Source organism: Agaribacter marinus (assembly GCF_030160655.1).
Classification (GTDB): domain Bacteria; phylum Pseudomonadota; class Gammaproteobacteria; order Enterobacterales; family Alteromonadaceae; genus Glaciecola; species Glaciecola marina.
The window spans coordinates 358,513-375,868 of the sequence record NZ_BSOT01000005.1; the positions used below are offsets into that span (position 1 = coordinate 358,513).

General features: G+C 40.9%; 12 protein-coding genes. 10 read left to right on the forward strand and 2 right to left on the reverse strand.

The window, feature by feature from the left end; all coding sequences use genetic code 11:
* The first annotated feature begins 17 nt into the window (after positions 1–17).
* The 4 genes from QQK00_RS03250 to QQK00_RS03265 all read left to right on the forward strand — a co-directional run bounded on the left by QQK00_RS03250 (position 18) and on the right by QQK00_RS03265 (position 8,496).
* The gene (locus QQK00_RS03250) at positions 18–1,520 is read left to right on the forward strand and encodes a sensor histidine kinase (protein ID WP_284216039.1); all 1,503 of its coding nucleotides are present in this window, start codon (positions 18–20) and stop codon (positions 1,518–1,520) included.
* Positions 1,514–2,194 (forward strand): LytR/AlgR family response regulator transcription factor, encoded by a 681-nt coding sequence (locus tag QQK00_RS03255; protein WP_284216040.1) that lies wholly within the window; start codon positions 1,514–1,516, stop codon positions 2,192–2,194. Before QQK00_RS03250 ends, QQK00_RS03255 begins: the two co-directional genes overlap by 7 nt.
* A 198-nt stretch (positions 2,195–2,392) precedes the next feature.
* Positions 2,393–6,886 (forward strand): type I secretion C-terminal target domain-containing protein, encoded by a 4,494-nt coding sequence (locus QQK00_RS03260; RefSeq protein ID WP_284216041.1) that lies wholly within the window; start codon positions 2,393–2,395, stop codon positions 6,884–6,886.
* Positions 6,887–7,134: 248 nt separating this feature from the next.
* Complete coding sequence (locus tag QQK00_RS03265; protein WP_284216042.1) at positions 7,135–8,496, forward strand: RICIN domain-containing protein; 1,362 nt, start codon at positions 7,135–7,137, stop codon at positions 8,494–8,496.
* Between the two features lie 78 nt (positions 8,497–8,574).
* Here QQK00_RS03265 and QQK00_RS03270 read toward each other — a convergent pair whose 3' ends face one another.
* Together QQK00_RS03270 and QQK00_RS03275 are read right to left on the reverse strand one after the other, a co-directional pair.
* A complete protein-coding gene (locus QQK00_RS03270; RefSeq protein WP_284217554.1) occupies positions 8,575–9,189 on the reverse strand; it encodes a paraquat-inducible protein A in 615 nt (204 codons plus the stop codon).
* 76 nt (positions 9,190–9,265) lie between these two features.
* Complete coding sequence (locus tag QQK00_RS03275) at positions 9,266–9,787, reverse strand: TlpA family protein disulfide reductase (RefSeq protein ID WP_284216043.1); 522 nt, start codon at positions 9,785–9,787, stop codon at positions 9,266–9,268.
* A 294-nt stretch (positions 9,788–10,081) separates the two neighbouring features.
* On the opposite strand from QQK00_RS03275, the gene QQK00_RS03280 reads away from it, so the two are divergent.
* The 6 genes from QQK00_RS03280 (at position 10,082) to QQK00_RS03305 (ending at position 17,355) form a co-directional block, all read left to right on the forward strand.
* A complete protein-coding gene (locus QQK00_RS03280; protein WP_284216044.1) occupies positions 10,082–10,999 on the forward strand; it encodes an ABC transporter ATP-binding protein in 918 nt (305 codons plus the stop codon).
* 1 nt (position 11,000) lies between these two features.
* Positions 11,001–14,564 carry an ABC transporter permease/M1 family aminopeptidase gene (locus QQK00_RS03285; RefSeq protein ID WP_284216045.1) on the forward strand — a complete coding sequence of 1,188 codons (3,564 nt, stop codon included), beginning with the start codon at positions 11,001–11,003 and terminating at the stop codon, positions 14,562–14,564.
* Between the two features lie 75 nt (positions 14,565–14,639).
* Complete coding sequence (locus QQK00_RS03290; RefSeq protein WP_284216046.1) at positions 14,640–15,854, forward strand: benzoate/H(+) symporter BenE family transporter; 1,215 nt, start codon at positions 14,640–14,642, stop codon at positions 15,852–15,854.
* On the forward strand, positions 15,847–16,488 hold the full coding sequence (locus tag QQK00_RS03295) for a GntR family transcriptional regulator (protein WP_284216047.1): 642 nt from the start codon (positions 15,847–15,849) through the stop codon (positions 16,486–16,488). The genes QQK00_RS03290 and QQK00_RS03295 overlap by 8 nt, the downstream gene beginning before the upstream one ends.
* A gap of 52 nt (positions 16,489–16,540) precedes the next feature.
* On the forward strand, positions 16,541–16,987 hold the full coding sequence (locus QQK00_RS03300; protein WP_284216048.1) for a hypothetical protein: 447 nt from the start codon (positions 16,541–16,543) through the stop codon (positions 16,985–16,987).
* A 17-nt stretch (positions 16,988–17,004) separates the two neighbouring features.
* Positions 17,005–17,355 carry a hypothetical protein gene (locus tag QQK00_RS03305; protein WP_284216049.1) on the forward strand — a complete coding sequence of 117 codons (351 nt, stop codon included), beginning with the start codon at positions 17,005–17,007 and terminating at the stop codon, positions 17,353–17,355.
* Position 17,356 lies beyond the last annotated feature (1 nt).

Here is a 17,356-nt window from a genome sequence, read left to right on the forward strand (position 1 = left end):
AAAGCCAGAGGAAACCAATGCTACCTTCATTGAGTGTTAAGCGACTAGTTTTATTACAACAGCAAATATTTATATTATTGCCTATTGTCACCGCCGTGTTGATTGATGCTATTTTGCTGATATTTATGAATAAGGTAACGACCGTTGAAATGGCATTAAAGATCGCCTTTTGCACTTTTATCCTGTTCTTACCCTTTATGTGTAGTCACTATCTCAGCTTGCGATCCAAGGGGATTCAGGCGCTACTAATTTGGTTGGCAGGTTTTGTCGCGTATCCTGCGATGTTGATGGTTTTTGATTTTAGAGTATTCGACAATTCAGCTACAGTGCCAACACTTCAAAGTCTTGGTTTAGCATGGGGGGCGAGTATTTTTCATCGAGGTAGTCTGCTAATGCAGGAAAGAAGCGAAACACGTACCTCACAATGGATGTCAACCTTACTTTCGCTCAATAGTGTCGTCGCTTTGTTACTTGTATCGTGGGCGACAATTGTTGCTGCTATGTTTGTATCTACTGTAGATCCTATGAATAACCAACCAATAAGGCCAATCATTGATTCTGAAAGAGTCACCAATAACCTAAGCCTATTTCTATCGTATTGGCTGCAATTTATGTGTTTGGCAACATCAGTAGGGTATGTTTATTGGTTAAATCGCTATGTATTGATTCGCAACGTTTTAGGAAAGCATGGTGTTTTTGGATTCATTATTGCCTGTATCTTCTGCATTATCGTATTTACACCTATCTTGACCTCAATTGCGTTATTGCTTCCCTTGAATGAGGATAATTTGACTTTGATACCCTCTGAAAACAATAATCCATTTGATCCAATTAACTTTCAGGTTTTCTTTGCCATCTTAGCAGTATCGACCCCTGTGATACTTGCTTTTGAACGACAACAACAAAACACGGCAGTGGAGGTTGTGGCACGACAGCAAACCTTGACCGAACTAAAACTTTTGCAACAACAAATTAATCCTCACTTTTTATTCAATACGCTTAACAATTTATATGCCTTAACACTCAAAAAATCGGAAGACGCCCCAGAATTGTTATTGCAGCTCTCCAACCTTTTGCGATACACGGTGTATGAAGGACAAAAGCCAAGTGTCAATTTATCCAGTGAAATTGACTACATTAAAAACTACCTCGCATTGCAGCGTATTCGATTAGCCGGCCGTTGTGAGTTTAATATAAGCTTACCGTCAAACTGTGATAAATGGTTAATCCCCCCATTGTTACTCATAGTGTTAATCGAGAATGCGTTTAAGCATGGCATTGAAAAATCACGAACAGATGTGCAGTTATTTCTTTCTATTGAAATTCAGGATAATCAATTAGTAATGCAGTGCGAAAACCATGTTATGGCTGAGTCTAATGCCCAGGAAGCCGGAGGTTTGGGTTTGGAAAATCTGCGTCGAAGATTGGTATTACTCTTTGCCAATAATTTTGAGTTGGTATCAAAGCAACACAACAATAAATGGTGTTCGAGCTTAACATTGGCATTGCTCCCATGCTAAGTGTTTTGATTGTTGACGATGAGCCGCTAGCACATCAAGTTATATTACATCACCTTGAAAATACAAAAGATTTTCAGGTGGTTGGACAGTGTTATAGTGCAATTGAGGCGCTCCAAAGACTGTCAAGGGACACAGTCGACGTGATTTTTCTCGACATTAATATGCCGCAACTGAATGGTATCGAAATGCTAAAAGTGCTGGCAAATAAACCACACATCGTTATTGTCAGCGCATACCAAGAATATGCCTTGGAAGGATTCGAATTGGACGTGTGTGATTATTTGTTGAAGCCAGTGTCACGCCAACGATTCGAGCAAGCGCTGGATAAGCTACGAAGAATCAACGCTCCCGCAAAAAATGAAAATGGTGAAGTAACCATTGTGCTAAAAGTTGATCGCGAATTGCAAAAATTCAAATTATCCGAGATCAGTTATTTTGAAAGTTATGGCAATTACGTCAAAGTTTGGCGAAAAACACAGCACATTCTAGTTACTAGCACTCTAAAAAATGTTGTATCAATGCTGCCGGGAGAAGGGTTTACGCAAGTGCACAAATCTTATGTAGTGAACAATCAACACGTAAAACGTGTTGGTTCAGAATTCATTACTATGGAATCTGAGCTGCAACTTCGTGTGGGTAGAACTTATAAAAGTAAAGTGAATGGTATTATTTAGTAGACGTATGATTAAGGGCAATAGAGACTTTATGCTCTACTGGAAATCCAATAGCCTTTGGTTATTGCGTTGAAATTAGATGGCGTTTATCGGACGCTTGCTGAGTAGCAATCGTTACATGGGGCTTAATTGCAAACATTTATGTTATGTTATAGGCTTCTTTTTACCTTTTTCAGATGGACGAAAATGAATATGTTTATGAAATGTTTTACAGGACGAAAGCAATTAAACAACAAGCTCATCCCATTTTTTATACTTTCTAGTTATACTTCTTTTATCAGTGCTGAAGAAATTGCGGAATTCCCCACTGACTCCCCCTATATTATTGCAGAGTCTTTAACCCCATATGAAAATGGGGTTTCTCAAATCGAACATCCGGTACATACGTCAAATGATCACGTTACTTATGCGGTTACGCAGATGGCTAATACGGGTGCAGAGTTATATGGTGCTCACTTCACGGACAACCCCGACAGTATGCAGTTTGATTTTGTGAATGGTATTGTGACAACATGGGATAGTGTTGAGCACAACATCGAGGGGGTTGATTTTCTTAGCTTCGGTAATCGAGGCATAGAAATTGGTGACAGTGTCCACTTTACGCCGCTTTCACAAAGTGCTTTAGTCGCCGCAGTAGGGCATAGTATCACGCCAATTGCTGGTGCGCCCACATCGCAAGAGCCAGTACATACGTCAAATGATCACGTTACTTATGTGGTCACACAGATGGCTAATACGGGCGCAGAGTTATATGGCGCTCACTTTACTGACAACCCCGACAGCATGCAGTTTGATTTTGTGAATGGTATTGTGACCACATGGGATAGTGTCGAGCACAACATAGAGGGTGTTGATTTTCTTAGTTTCGGTAATCGAGACATAGAAATTGGTGACAGTGTTCACTTTACGCCGCTGTCAGAAAGTGCTTTAGTCGCTGCAATAGGGCATAGTATTACGGTAATTGCTGGGGCCCCCACACCAGAAGAACCAATTTCAGAAGATCCACCAGTAGATGATCCGCCAGCAGATGAGCCACCTGCACATACTTCAAATGATCACGTCACTTATGCGGTCACGCAGATGGCTAATACGGGCGCAGAGTTATATGGTGCCCACTTCACTGATAGTCCCGACAGTATGCAGTTTGATTTTGTGAATGGCCTCGTGACGACATGGGATGGTATCGAGCACAGCATAGACGGCGTTGATTTTCTTAGCTTCGGTAATCGAGGCATAGAAATTGGCGACAGCGTCCACTTTACGCCGCTGTCAGAAAGGGCATTAGTCGCCGCAGTAGGGCATAATATTACGACAATTGCTGGCGCTCCTACACTCCAAGATCCACCAATAAACGAGCCGCCAAATACAGAGAACCCGCCGGGTAATATTGCTCATGATTTATCTAACAATGTTTTAATGGTTGGGCATAGCCTTGTGGGAATAACAATGCCAGATATGCTGAACTCTGCTCTTGATACACTGAGTGCTGATGGACACATTAACTATCACGTCATTAACGGTGCGCCATTGAAATACAATTGGCTGAGTTCTCATCAAGCTCAGGGAGTAGATGCGCGGGCAGTTTTGCCTCAAGGCAACATAGATGTACTTGTACTCACAGAAGCCGTGCCACTTATTAATCATACAACTTGGAGTCAGAGTTCAACATACGCCGCTAACTTTTATAATCTAGCCGTCGACTCAAACCCTGATGTGCAAGTGTACATGTATGAAACATGGCATAGTATTGATAGTGGTACAGGTGTAGATGTACCGTATGATGACAATGACGATATCCCTTGGCGTGATCGTCTCGACCAAGAGTTATCACGATGGGAAGGTATCGTTGATAACGTAAATGCTCAGCGCGAAGACGATGAACCATACATGCATATCATTCCTGCCGGACAAGCAATGGCTGCAATGCATGACGCAATTGAAATGGGTCAAGTGCCGGGTGTGAGTCATATCAGTGATTTGTTTAGTGATGACATCCACCTTAACGATTTAGGTAATTACTTTTTAACCATGGTCCAATACGCAACGATTTATGGTCGTAATCCTGACAATCTGCCCGAAGCAACATTTAATGAATGGGGAGGAAGTTACCAAGCTCCTTCTGAAGAATTAGCGGATAGTATGCAAGCTATTGCATGGGAAGCTGTAACGAACTATGCCCGCTCAGGCGTTTTTCCATCAGAAGATACAGGTGACGATCCTGTGCACAATTCAAATGAACACGTTACTTATGCAGTCACGCAGATGGGTAATACAGGCGCAGAATTATATGGTGCTCATTTCACAGACAACCCTGACAGTATGCAGTTTGATTTTGTGAATAACATCGTAATCACATGGGACGGCGCAGAACACAGCATAGAGGGAGTCGATTTTCTTAGCTTTGGAAATAGCGGGATAGCGCTTGGTACGAGTGAACACTTTACACCCATTTCAGTCGCCGCATTAGCAGCCTCAATAGGACACAATATCACCGAAATTGAAGGTGCACCAACACCTGAAGAACCGCTAGTTGGCATATATTTGTTGGAATCACAAGCTGATCGAGCTGAAGGTTTGATAAATCCGTCGTTAGCGTATAACTTGAGTGGTATAAACGATTGGACATCTGCCCAACCATTCATTGATTTCATGAAAACAGGTCGCACATGGTTTGCTGATCCTCCATGGTCACCAGATGGTAGTTCACTCCCTCAATTGAGGTTTGATGATCTTGAGCAACAGGGGTATCTTGATGAAAATGGCTGGCCTATCGAAATTCCTGAAGGTTATGCAGGTATATCTACTTTCTTTGCTTGGGGAGATTTTGAAGCATCCGTTGAAAGTAGGTTAGGTACTTATGTGCTTACTTATGAAGGTGAAGGTACGGTAGAGTTAAGTTGGGGAATGAACATTCTTAGCCAGCAAGAAGGACGTATAGAGTTTCAATACGTTGATAACAACTTCAGCGTAAACATTACCGACACAGATCCAAATAATATTGGCGATTATATTCGCAATATATCGATAGTCCGTTCAGAGCATGAAGCTTTGTATAATGCTGGCGAGGTTTTCAATCCCGATTGGTTAAATATTATCGAAGATGCGGTACAAATCCGTTTTATGGATTGGATGAATACTAATTCTTCTGAAATTCGTGAGTGGTCTGAAAGAACCTCACCTGATAATTTTACTTATGCCATGAAAGCTGGTGCGCCTGTGGAGATAATGGTGGCATTAGCGAATAAAATAGGCGCTGATCCATGGTTCACGCTTCCTTATCACGCGAGCGACGAATATGTTAGGGAGTTTGCAAAGTACGTTTATGAAAACCTGGATACTCGGTTAAAGGCTAATTTTGAGCTCTCAAATGAAGTTTGGAATTGGGCTTTTTCCCAAGCACAGGACCAAAATCAGCAAGCTCAGCAAGAATGGGGAGCCGAGTCATGGGCTGGTTACTATGTGAAAGAAGCAACGAACATGGCATTAATCCTAGATGATATTTACGGCGATGTTGCAGATACACAGCTTGTCAAAGTGCTTGGCGGCTTTGTTACTTCTCCCTGGCTCACGAGCCGATTGATAACGGCTGAAGAGTGGTTTACTCATGAACCAGACAGTGCGATTGCGCCTTTTGAAGTATTTGATTCCTATGCCGTTACCTCATATTTTGGTGGCAGTTTTGTGCATGACGAAAATCTACGTTCAGATTTGCTAAACGCCATTCAGGATTCCAATATAGACGAATTTTCCTATATTCATGATAGCTTGCTAGATCCTGCTACATCTAATTCTATCCCTGAGGTTGCAGCGTTACTTGCGGAGCAAAAAGCGCTTGTTGATCAGTACGGGATGGATTTGATTTTGTACGAAGGTGGTCAGCATATACACCATTCATTCAATGCGGGGTTGAGTGAAGAAGAACTCGCAAGTTTACAAGGCTTTCTCACAGATTTTGTCCGTAGTCCTGAGATGGCAAATCTTTACCAAGAACTTTGGAATGTATGGCGAGCCTTGGGTGACGGGCCATTTATGCAATTTACCGCATTAGGTAATCAAAGTATTTGGGGGTCATGGGGACTGTACAATAGTATCGATGATACTAACCCTCGGGCAGAAATGTTGCAAAACCTTAATATTGCCACAGCGGGTTGGTGGAACGACGCTGGAGGTGAGCAGTATCAACAGGGTATTACAGAACTTGGAACGCATGGTGATGATGAAATGATTGGCACATCACAAGAAGATACCCTACTCGGTGGTGACGGTAACGACCTTATTGTTGGCGGTAAAGGAGATGATACCCTCTTTGGTGATGCAGGAGATGACACTATACTAATTGGTCCGGGCAAAGATATCGCGAATGGCGGTTCTGGAGCAGATACGTTTGTATTTAGTGCCTTTGATTCGAAAGTAGATACAATCTTAGAATTTGAAACAGGTTTAGGTGGCGATGTATTAGATTTAAGTCATGTTTTATCTGATTTTGATGCATCAACAGATGATATCCAACAATATATTGTGATAACGGAAAATAGTGGGGATGCTCAAGTTCTGATTAACATTGATGGGCAAGGTGATGGCTTTATGCCTATCGCAAATATTGACGGTGGCGTATTAGACCTAAGTATTGGTGACCTGATAACCAATGGAAATCTCGTGGTAAATGTTAGTGCTGGCATGAGTATAAGATAAATTGATACTGCAAACTTGCCTCTCAGATAGCATTGTCTGAGGGGTGTTTTGCGTTTTTAGTGTGTCACGCACTAAAGTAAAAACCTCTAAAGATACTCCTCATTTCTCAAGTACTGTCGCAAATTTCATACATAAGCTATTAATAAATAAAGAATAAATTTTATTATTGAGAAATGTTAACAATATGTTGATCAATGTTAACAATGTGTGTAACTTAAAAAATGAACACAAACAAACGGTACACACGAATGAAAAAAATAATAGCACTTACAGCAATCTGCATGTCTTCTATCAGCGCGTTCGCAAACGATTGGGATAATATTCCAGTGCCAGTTTCGGCGGGTAATGGAATGAAATGGGAGTTGCAAAGCTCTCACTCTGATTCGTTTAATTACACAGGGAAATCTAACCAATTCACCCAAAAGTGGAACGACCGGTATTTTAAAAACTGGACTGGTCCAGGTTTGACGCATTGGAACAGTAACGAAACCTGGATTGCTGACGGCAATCTCATTATTGGTGCGTCACGCAGGAATGGCACAAATAAGGTAAATGCCGGCGTTGTTACATCTAAGACAAAGGTAAAATATCCGATTTTCATGGAAGCACGGATCAAAGTCAGTAATTTAGAGCTGTCCTCCAACTTTTGGTTATTGAGTCAAAATGACCAACGAGAGATAGATATTCTTGAAGTTTATGGGGGGGCTAGTCAAGATTGGTTCGCGAGAAACATGTCGACAAATTTCCACGTGTTTTTAAGAAACTCTCAGACGAATGCAATCATCAGCGATTTCAATGATCAAACGCATTTTACACCGCCGTTTGGTACCTATTGGCGCGATAATTTTCATCGTTTCGGCGCTTACTGGAAGAGCCCTACAGATGTTACGTTTTATATAAATGGTCAAAAAACAACAAAAGGTGCTTGGTCTCAGGTCGTCATGCGAGACAAAGATCACACTGGTGCCATTATGGATAAAAACCGGCTTAATATGGACCAAGAAATGTTCATCATTTTGGATACGGAAGATCATTCATGGCGCTCGGAACAAGGCATTGTGGCCTCTGATGCGGATTTAGCGAACAACAACAAAAATAAAATGTACGTCGATTGGATTAGAGTCTATAAGCCAGTCACAGACGGCACCAATAATAACCCGCAGCAACCAGGCAATGATGGATTTGATAAAACCAATATCGCGTTTCAAGCTAAACATAGCAATAAGTGCATTGATGTGAAACAAGGCGCAACTTGGAACGGCAGTGTCTATCATCAATGGGCTTGTAACAGCAATAATATTAATCAAAAATTCGACATCGTTGAATTGGGCAATAATGAATACGCGATAACGTCTAAAAAGAGCGGCTTATGTATGGAATTACAGAATGGCAGCACTCTAAACGGCGCGAAGATTCACCAATGGGTATGCAATTACGCTGATAGAAATCAGCGTTGGGCGCTAAATGATAAGGGTGATGGGTACCATGAAATACGTTCAGTGGTATCAAACAAATGCGTAGATATAGCGGGTCAACAAACGACTAACGGTGCAAACGTTTTTCAATGGAATTGTTTTAACGGCAATAATCAGCGCTTTAAAATAAATTAACAAAGCAAAAAAAAGCATGTAAAAGCACGGCACTCAACTTAAAAGCCACTTCGGTGGCTTTATTTTTATCTTTGATATTTAAGACTTTTCTTCGGTCGTGAAGCTCTCTGTTACGCGAGACGCAGGCGTTTTAACATGTTTATTTACTGCGCTAAAGAGCATATGCGTACCCAGTAGCGACAACATGCAATATCCAACAAAGTAGTAAAAGCCTTCACCAACGTTCGACAAGGTTTCTGTGCTCAATTCAAATGCCATACTCATCCCAAAAAATCCGATTTGGTGTTGTTCTGCCGTATCCGCATGATTAGTGGATAGGACGGCAAGAAATACTGCCACGACAAATACGTCGGCCATGGACCACTTGCCAATACTGGCGACAAAATCAATCAGTCTTTTGGCGAGGGCTTGGTCTTTACAGAAATAGACAATACAGACCAGCGTCGTTTTTACGACTGGAATGAGTACTGAAAACGCGAAAATTAAAAAGGCAACCAATGCTCTGTTTTGATGCCAAAGTTCTTGTACAGTGCCTATAATAGATAAGTCCTTGGATACCAATTCAGTTGATAATGATGAACCAGACAAGTCAACGCCCATACTCATATTTAAGGTAAACATCGATAGCAATATACCTGGCACAAACAAGCCTATTGCAATAACATTACATAAAAACCCAATATGTTTTTGAATCACTGTATTTAATCCCTTTTTTCACGTCGTGTATGCTAGTCTCATATCTTAAATGCAACACTTGGGCGCAGTGTGCCTATCGTCCAAACATTTCACGCAGTTTTAACCCTGCTGCAGTAGAGTAACCGAAAGAACGACTAACAATTTGATTTTCTTCATTGACTAAATAGTAACTTGGATAACCTTGCACTTGAAATTCATTTTTTAATTTTGTGTTACCAAGCAATACCTTGCTTTTTACCTCATGATTGTTCACAAAGGCTTCGACGTCTTTAATATTTTCATAGTCTAGGGCGATTGTGACGACATTTACTTTTTCAGAATCTATATAATCCAGATTACCAATGCTCAGCGCACATACCTTGCACCAAGGCGCAAAGAAGTAGAGTAATGTAGGTTTGTCAGACGTCAATATGTTGCCTGATTGCCCATTTAGGTTTGGAAGCACCTGATTTTCAATAGCTATACTACCATCATCATCTAACATGTCTTTTGATTGCCACGCCATAACCGCTGAGATGATAACAGCAAAAATTACAATATCTCGCCCCCAAATAAGCCATTTAGGCCAAGGCTTCTTTTGTGAATTATCTGACAACTTACTGATACCTCTTTATTGTCTGCGAAGTGGACGTTTTTCGTCGGCAACTTTGCTTTATCTTAGATAAACTAGACCGGTGACAATACGCAAAAGTCTCAACACCTTACACGAACTGTGCGTAATGCCTATGTCGTTTCGTATTGCGTTATTCCGTCAAAATTAGCATTTAAAAGGCACATATATAAGCCAATATACACATTTAGTAACAAAGCTGAGAAAATTAAATGAATATTTATCCTTTGCACTGCCTCAAATGCTTGATAACTTTAGCTTAAAACTATGGAGTATTAGATGCTAAGTATTACCGGCATATCAAAAACCTATGATAATGGCGTCCATGCCTTAAATAACGTGGATTTACAGATATCAAAAGGACTTTTTGGTTTGCTTGGGCCAAATGGCGCGGGTAAGTCTTCGTTAATGCGCACCATTGCAACGTTGCAGTCGCCGGATGAAGGAGCAATTAGTTTTGATGGCATTGACGTCGTCGCACAACCAGACGTGTTGCGCAGACGATTGGGATATTTACCACAAGATTTTAATGTATATCCACGTATTAGTGCTTACGAATTGCTTGATCACTTAGCGATACTAAAAGGCATTAAAGTAAAAGCTGAACGAAAAGAAGCAGTAGATGGTTTACTTGCTCATACAAATTTGTTTGAGCATCGCCGTAAGGCAGTGAGCAGTTTTTCCGGCGGCATGCTGCAACGTTTCGGGATCGCTCAAGCGCTCTTAGGCGACCCTGATTTACTCATTGTCGATGAACCTACCGCGGGATTAGACCCGGAGGAACGTAATCGTTTCCACAACTTACTTGTCAGCTTAGGCAGTAACAAAGTCATTATCTTATCTACACATATTGTGGAAGACGTATCCGAGCTTTGCTCTGATATGGCGGTGCTAGGGAATGGACAAATTTTATTACAGGGTAACCCATTAGAAGTCACTGAGGCGCTGCGAGGACGCATTTGGCGTAAAACCATATCTCGCCATGAATTAGAAGAGTTTGAAAGAGATTTTACTGTCATATCGACACGTTTATTTGCGGGGCGAACCGTGATACATATTGTATCTGATAGTCCACCTGACGGGTTTGAAGTGGCACCCGCGTCCTTAGAAGATGTCTATTTTAATACCCTTAGAGAACAGCGGCGAAAGTATAAAACGGCGCCCATTGCGCCTGATACTGTATCCAAAGAGCAATAAAATGTTTACTAAAATGTTGGCGTTTGAATGGCGCTTTTTTACTAAGCAACCTTCTTTTATTGTGACAAGTTTACTCTTCTTCATATTGCCATTTCTTGCAATTAGCATTGACGGCGTGCAGATAGGGACGAACTCAAATGTTAATCTCAATAGTCCGCACGCTGTTACGCAGGCCTTACTTATATTCGGTATATTCGGGATGTTTTTGGCTGTCAACTTTATTGGTAACACGGCACTTCGAGACAGTACAAGCAATATGGATGAAATTCTTTATTGCAAACCATTACCGGCGCTTTCTTATCAGTTAGGCAGATTTTTTGGCAGTTACCTACTTGTGCTGACAGTATTTTCAATGGTGCCATTGGGATTGATGATTGGTAGTTTAATGCCGTGGGTCGACCAAGAAAAGCTAGGCGCGTTTAATATAATGTACTTTCTTCAGCCCTTCTTCATTTTCTCGATAACAACGATGCTGATTTTATCCGCTATATTTTATGCCGCCGCTGTTAATTTTCGAAGTATCATGGCGGTGTATTTAACCGCCTTAGGTTTATTTATCATTTACATCAGTGTCGATGTACTGTTTGATGCACCTGATGAGCGTTATTTGTTGGCAGTGCTAGACCCATTTGGTGTGAGAACCTATTTTGATGTTTCTCGTTATTGGACCTTGTCGGAGCGTAATTCTCAAATAATTGGCTTAGAGGCAGAGGTCGTCGTTAATCGTGTTATCTGGTTTTCAATCGCGGTATCGTTTTTATTTGGTTTGACAAAAATAAATAAACCCTTGCGTCTGCCTGAGAAGACATCAAGTGGTAGTGCGAAAACGTCAATACTGCCTAAATCGGTAGAGAGTTTTGCGATAAAAGCGCGGTATACCAGAGGTGTGGATGCAACGCAGCTATTTACGCGTATAAGATTTGAAGTCAAACAAATCTTCCTCTCCCCGTCGTTCATTTTATTGATGATTTTTTGCTTTATTAGTTTATTTAGTCAACTACTTGGGCCTAACACATTGTATGGTGCTGAGAGTTGGCCACTTACGCATATCATGGTCACAACCATTGGCAACGCCTTTGGCCTCATACTTGTTATTATCATCACTTTTTATACTGCTGAAGCGGTTTGGCGAGATTACTCGGCAAACATGGGCGATATTGTCGATTCGATGCCAGTTAAGAACAGTACGTTTTGGCTGTCTAAATTACTTGCTGTCTGTTTAGTGATAAGCAGTGTCTTTTTAATAGGGATAGTGTTTGCGATAGCATTTCAAGTCGTCAACGGATATTTCGGCTTTGAGCTATATCAGTACATTGTGAGCCTGTTTTATTTTAACGGTCTTCCCTTTATTTATTTATGCATTTTATCTTTTCTAATTCAGACCTTAAGCCCAAATAAATATGTTGGCATGCTTATCTTTGTTGGATATTTTTTTAGTTCCTTAGCCTTTGGGCAAATTGGTATCGAGCATAACATGTTCAAGTTTTCTTATGCCCCTTTTTGGCAATATTCTGATATGAATGGCTACGGTTGGGCATTGACGACGCATCACTATTATATGCTTTATTGGGGGGCATTATCATTGGTGTTTGCTGTCTTCAGTTATGCATTATGGCGCCGTGGCAGTGAGACATCCCTCGTATACAGGCTAAATTTACTAAGTTATCGCCTCGATGGTGCAGGGCGATTTACCGTGATTGTCGCAACGCTTGCATTCGTTTGTATGGGGACAGTGATTCACTACAACACTAAAGTAGTCAACGATTTTGAACATTATAAAGATGTTATGGACCGACAAGCTCAATATGAGAAAAAGTATAAGTATTTAGAGGATGCTGATTTACCAACGATAACGGCGGTCGACATTAATGCTGCACTTTTTCCTGAAGCTCGAAAAATCGAAGTGATTTCTACATTTACCTTAGAAAACAAAACCAAGCAGCCAATCGAACGTTTTTTAGTAAATTTACCTCGTTATTCATATGACATTACCTTTGAATTTGATGAAGGGTACCTTGAAATAGATGAAGAAGCTCTTGATACCGCATGGTTTGCGCTGAATGAGCCGATGCTACCTGGGCAACAAATACGAGGCAATATATCGCTCATTCGACAACATTTTGGTTTTAAAGATCGCTTTGAGGACAACACCTTAGTAAAAAATGGCACCTTTATAAATAACATGGAACTGCTGCCCGTTTTTGGTGTGAATCCGGCAATATATTTACAGGACAAATACGAACGACGAAAAAGAGATTTACCGCCACCAAAGCGTGCATACGATTTAGATGATGAATCTCGCCACGAGCAGAGTATATTTGGGCCTCACGTCGGGTTGATTGATTTTAAAGCACGCCTGTCTACGGATGAGGACCAAATCGCGATAGCGCCAGGATACTTAAAAAAATATTGGAGCGAGAGTGGCCGAAATCATTTCGTTTATGAAATGGATAGCCCAATGATGAACTTCTTTAGTATTGTATCTGCAGACCTTGAAGTCAAATCAACTCAATATGAAGGTATCGATATTGCCGTATATTATCATAAGGGGCATGCTTGGAATGTCGATGTGATGATCGATGCCGTTAAGGACTCAATTACATTTTTCAATGAAGCGTTTGGGCCGTATCAGCATAAACAACTTCGTGTGATTGAGTTTCCTGGATACCGATCATTTGCACAGAGTTTTGCCAATACGGTACCGTACTCTGAACGGATTGGATTTATCAGTGACTTAAGGGACAAAGACGTTATTGACCCTGTTTATTATATAACGGCGCATGAAGTTGCTCACCAATGGTTTGGGCATCAGTTGTCTGCGGCAAATGTTCAAGGAGCGGCCGTGCTTTCTGAGTCTCTTTCACAATATGCCGCATTGCAAGTCATGCTAGCCGAGTATGGAGAAACTAAAATTCGTCAATTTTTAACATTCGAGCTCGATAGCTATTTAAGTGGTAGGACCCAAGAAAGTGTTGAAGAAATGCCTTTAATGCGGGTAGAAAATCAAGACTACATTCAGTATCGAAAAGGGTCGGTGGTGATGATGGCGATTGCGGATCGAATGGGCTATTCCGCGATGAATCAGGCAATTAAAAATGTGCTAGAAAGACATAAATTCTCTGAATCTAGTTACCCGACGAGCTTAGATTTACTCAATGAGTTAAAAGCATACGCTGACGTTAGCGAACATGACTTCATTGACAAGCAATTTACACAAATTACGCTCTACGATATAAAAGTGTCTGACGCGAGTTTAATTAGGCAAACAAGTGGCAATAAACACCGCATAAACCTGTCTGTGAATGCACAACAATATATTGCATCTGGTAATGGTGATGAGTCAATGCAAGCGTTTGAAGATTACGTAGATATCGTTGTGTTTGAGACTAATCCCGAAGATTTTGCTGAAGAACAAAAAGTTATATATCGAAAGAAGCATAAAATATCTTCTGGTGACAACTTACTATCGATAGAAGTATTTGGCGATCCACAATACGTTGCAGTAGACCCTTTTATTCGCTTTATTGACCGTGAAAGCCGAGACAATGTTTATAAGCTAGATTAATCGTACCCTTCACGCTATCAATTTAAAAGCAAAGCTGATATAAAATGTATACAAAATTTAAATTGTATACATTTTATGATGTCATATTTAGCTACACTATATAAAGACATGTCTATTTCTGCGGTCACTGCAGGTTTTGTTGCCGTGCTAGTGGGGTTTGCAAGTGCAATCGCGATAGTTTTTCAAGCCGCGATAGCTATTGGTGCAAATCAAGCGCAATTGGAATCTTGGGTGTGGGCGCTTGGTATTGGCATGGGCATAAGTTCTATCTCATTATCTTTATGGTACAAGCGCCCACTTATCATCGCTTGGTCAACGCCCGGCGCTGCGTTGTTGGCTGCTAGTGTTATTGATCTCACTATGGCGCAAGCTATTGGTGTGTTTTTATTTGTCGGCGCGTTGATTTTTATTACGGGTATAAGTGGTATGTTTTCCAAGCTTGTCTCATGTATTCCTGTCCCCATCGCGTCTTCAATGCTTGCTGGGATTTTATTTCAATTTGGTTTAGGTCTATTTGATGCGATGCAAAACGACCTGTTGCTCGTTGGGGTAATGTTGACAAGTTTTGTTATTATGAAATTGATCGCCCCTAGACTCGCCATCGCATTCGTATTAATTGTCGCGATATTGATTGTTGTTCTACAAGGAAGACTTGATTTGTCTTCGATGGACGTAAACCTTGTCTCGCCTGTTTTTGTATCCCCAGAATTTTCGTTGAGTTTACTGATTGGTATCGGCTTACCCATGTTCATTGTTACTATGAGTTCTCAAAACTTGCCCGGTGTAGCAGTACTAAAAGCGAGTGGATATCAAGAACAATCGATTTCTCCTGTTATCTCAATGACAGGGATCACAACACTATTATTTGCACCATTTGGTGGTTTTACCTTTAACTTAGCAGCGATTACTGCCGCAATATGTATGGGAGAAGACGCTCATCCAGATAAAGATAAGCGCTATGTAGCCGGCTTGTCGGCCGGTATTTTTAATATTTTTGCCGGCATTTTTGGCACGGCTGTCGTGGGCCTTTTTATCGCGTTTCCAAAAGAGTTAGTTGCAGCGTTAGCTGGCCTTGCGCTGTTAAATGTTATTGCGTCGAGTTTGAAAGTAGCAACAGCGTCGAATGAGTATCGAGATGCCGCGATTCTTACATTTGTCGTCACTGCGTCAAATTTTTCACTTCTGGGTATTTCATCTGCGTTTTGGGGTTTAGTTATCGGTATGGCGGTGATTGTATTGACTCGATTGTTTAATAAAATCTTCAATAGAGTTGAAAAATCTTATGAATAAACAATTGGGCAATAAAGTGTATCAGCAATTAAAATGTGATATCCGTAATCATGATTTGCCGGTAGGTGTTCCGCTTAAACAGCAAGCGCTCTCTGATAAATATGCGGTTAGCCGAATACCTATTAGAGATGCCTTACAGCAACTAAAGGCGGAGGGATGGTTAGTTTCCGTGGGAAAACGAGGGCTTATGATACCGCCGTTGTGCGCAGATGAAGCTGAGGATCTCTATAGAATCCGAGTCGAAGTAGAGCCAATGATATTGCCTTATGTCATTGAATCAATGACCAATCAAGTACTAGGTGAAGCAGAAGATTTTCTTAACATTATCGATAGCAATCAATCGTTAGGCGTGTTGGAACACGGTGAATTAAACTGGCAGTTTCATGCCGTTCTATATAAGGTTGCCAAGCGATCAACGCTCTTCAATACGATAAGTTCGCTTCATCAACAATGTGAACGTTATATTGGGTTTCACACCAGGAATTTAGGCTACAAAGTACAGAGCCAAGAAGAACACTATCATTTACTTACTGCGATTAGAAATCGAAACTTGCGTGAGTCTCAAGCGATCTTGAAGGCACACATAGGTAAGGCAGGTGAACAACTCACAGACTACTTAAAAAATAATCCCTAAACGTTTCATATTTGCTATTAGTATAATCTGCACAATAGTTGGAAATGTTTTTATGAACGATACAGGTTCAAATGCCATGACTGAAGTCGCTTTAGGCTTGTCAATGGCATTCTTCTCCATTTTAATTCTAGCGTTAATGTCCATGGGGGTTAATGAAAGCGAGGCCCTAAATAGCAGAGACATTGATGACTTTGCGCACATAAGTATGCAAGCAAAAGTCAACAATCCTAGAGAAGGCCTAGCAGACACACTTGCGTCTGAATTAGATGCGGAAAATACGCAAGTACTTTATTTCTATCTTGATGGGCACTTTTTTGATAGTGATGGGGATAAAGTAAATGAAAGCAGATTTACTGAGAATGAAGATTTAGTGATTGCTGTCGCAGAAGACTTACCAATACAAGATGCGCTTAAGATACAAAGTCAACTGTCAGGCAAGTCCTTAAAAATGACGACGATGTCAAACGACTGGTTACACTACCTGTTAGGTCAGATATGAGACCCGTAGGCAAAACAATGATACTTGTTTGTGCATTAATGCCATTACTACTTTATTGGCAAGGTATATTTACTGAAAAAGATGACACCGAACGCACATATTTTAAACAAAATGGTGCTACTGATTTCAAAACCCTAACGGCCAATAGTATTGAAAGTGGCCCTAATCATGAACTTGCTCTGGTTCAAGAATTACAAATATTGAAAATGCATAATGCGCTTCGAATGGTTAATACAGCGCATATTTACAATGACCAAGCCGAGAGCAGAAACATCTCAAACGACGCCATTGCGAATGGGCAAGCAAATGTGAAAATGCAAATGTCTGCTTGGGAAGTTGAGTATCATTCACAGAATAATCATCTGTAGA

Excerpts from the sequence above, each read along its gene's own strand:
- QQK00_RS03250 (WP_284216039.1), top strand. The coding sequence starts at position 18 with ATGCTACCTTCATTGAGTGTTAAGCGACTAGTTTTATTACAACAGCAA.
- QQK00_RS03255 (WP_284216040.1), top strand. The coding sequence starts at position 1,514 with ATGCTAAGTGTTTTGATTGTTGACGATGAGCCGCTAGCACATCAAGTT.
- QQK00_RS03260 (WP_284216041.1), top strand. The coding sequence starts at position 2,393 with ATGAAATGTTTTACAGGACGAAAGCAATTAAACAACAAGCTCATCCCA.
- QQK00_RS03265 (WP_284216042.1), top strand. The coding sequence starts at position 7,135 with ATGAAAAAAATAATAGCACTTACAGCAATCTGCATGTCTTCTATCAGC.
- QQK00_RS03280 (WP_284216044.1), top strand. The coding sequence starts at position 10,082 with ATGCTAAGTATTACCGGCATATCAAAAACCTATGATAATGGCGTCCAT.
- QQK00_RS03285 (WP_284216045.1), top strand. The coding sequence starts at position 11,001 with ATGTTTACTAAAATGTTGGCGTTTGAATGGCGCTTTTTTACTAAGCAA.
- QQK00_RS03290 (WP_284216046.1), top strand. The coding sequence starts at position 14,640 with ATGATGTCATATTTAGCTACACTATATAAAGACATGTCTATTTCTGCG.
- QQK00_RS03295 (WP_284216047.1), top strand. The coding sequence starts at position 15,847 with ATGAATAAACAATTGGGCAATAAAGTGTATCAGCAATTAAAATGTGAT.
- QQK00_RS03300 (WP_284216048.1), top strand. The coding sequence starts at position 16,541 with ATGAACGATACAGGTTCAAATGCCATGACTGAAGTCGCTTTAGGCTTG.
- QQK00_RS03305 (WP_284216049.1), top strand. The coding sequence starts at position 17,005 with ATGATACTTGTTTGTGCATTAATGCCATTACTACTTTATTGGCAAGGT.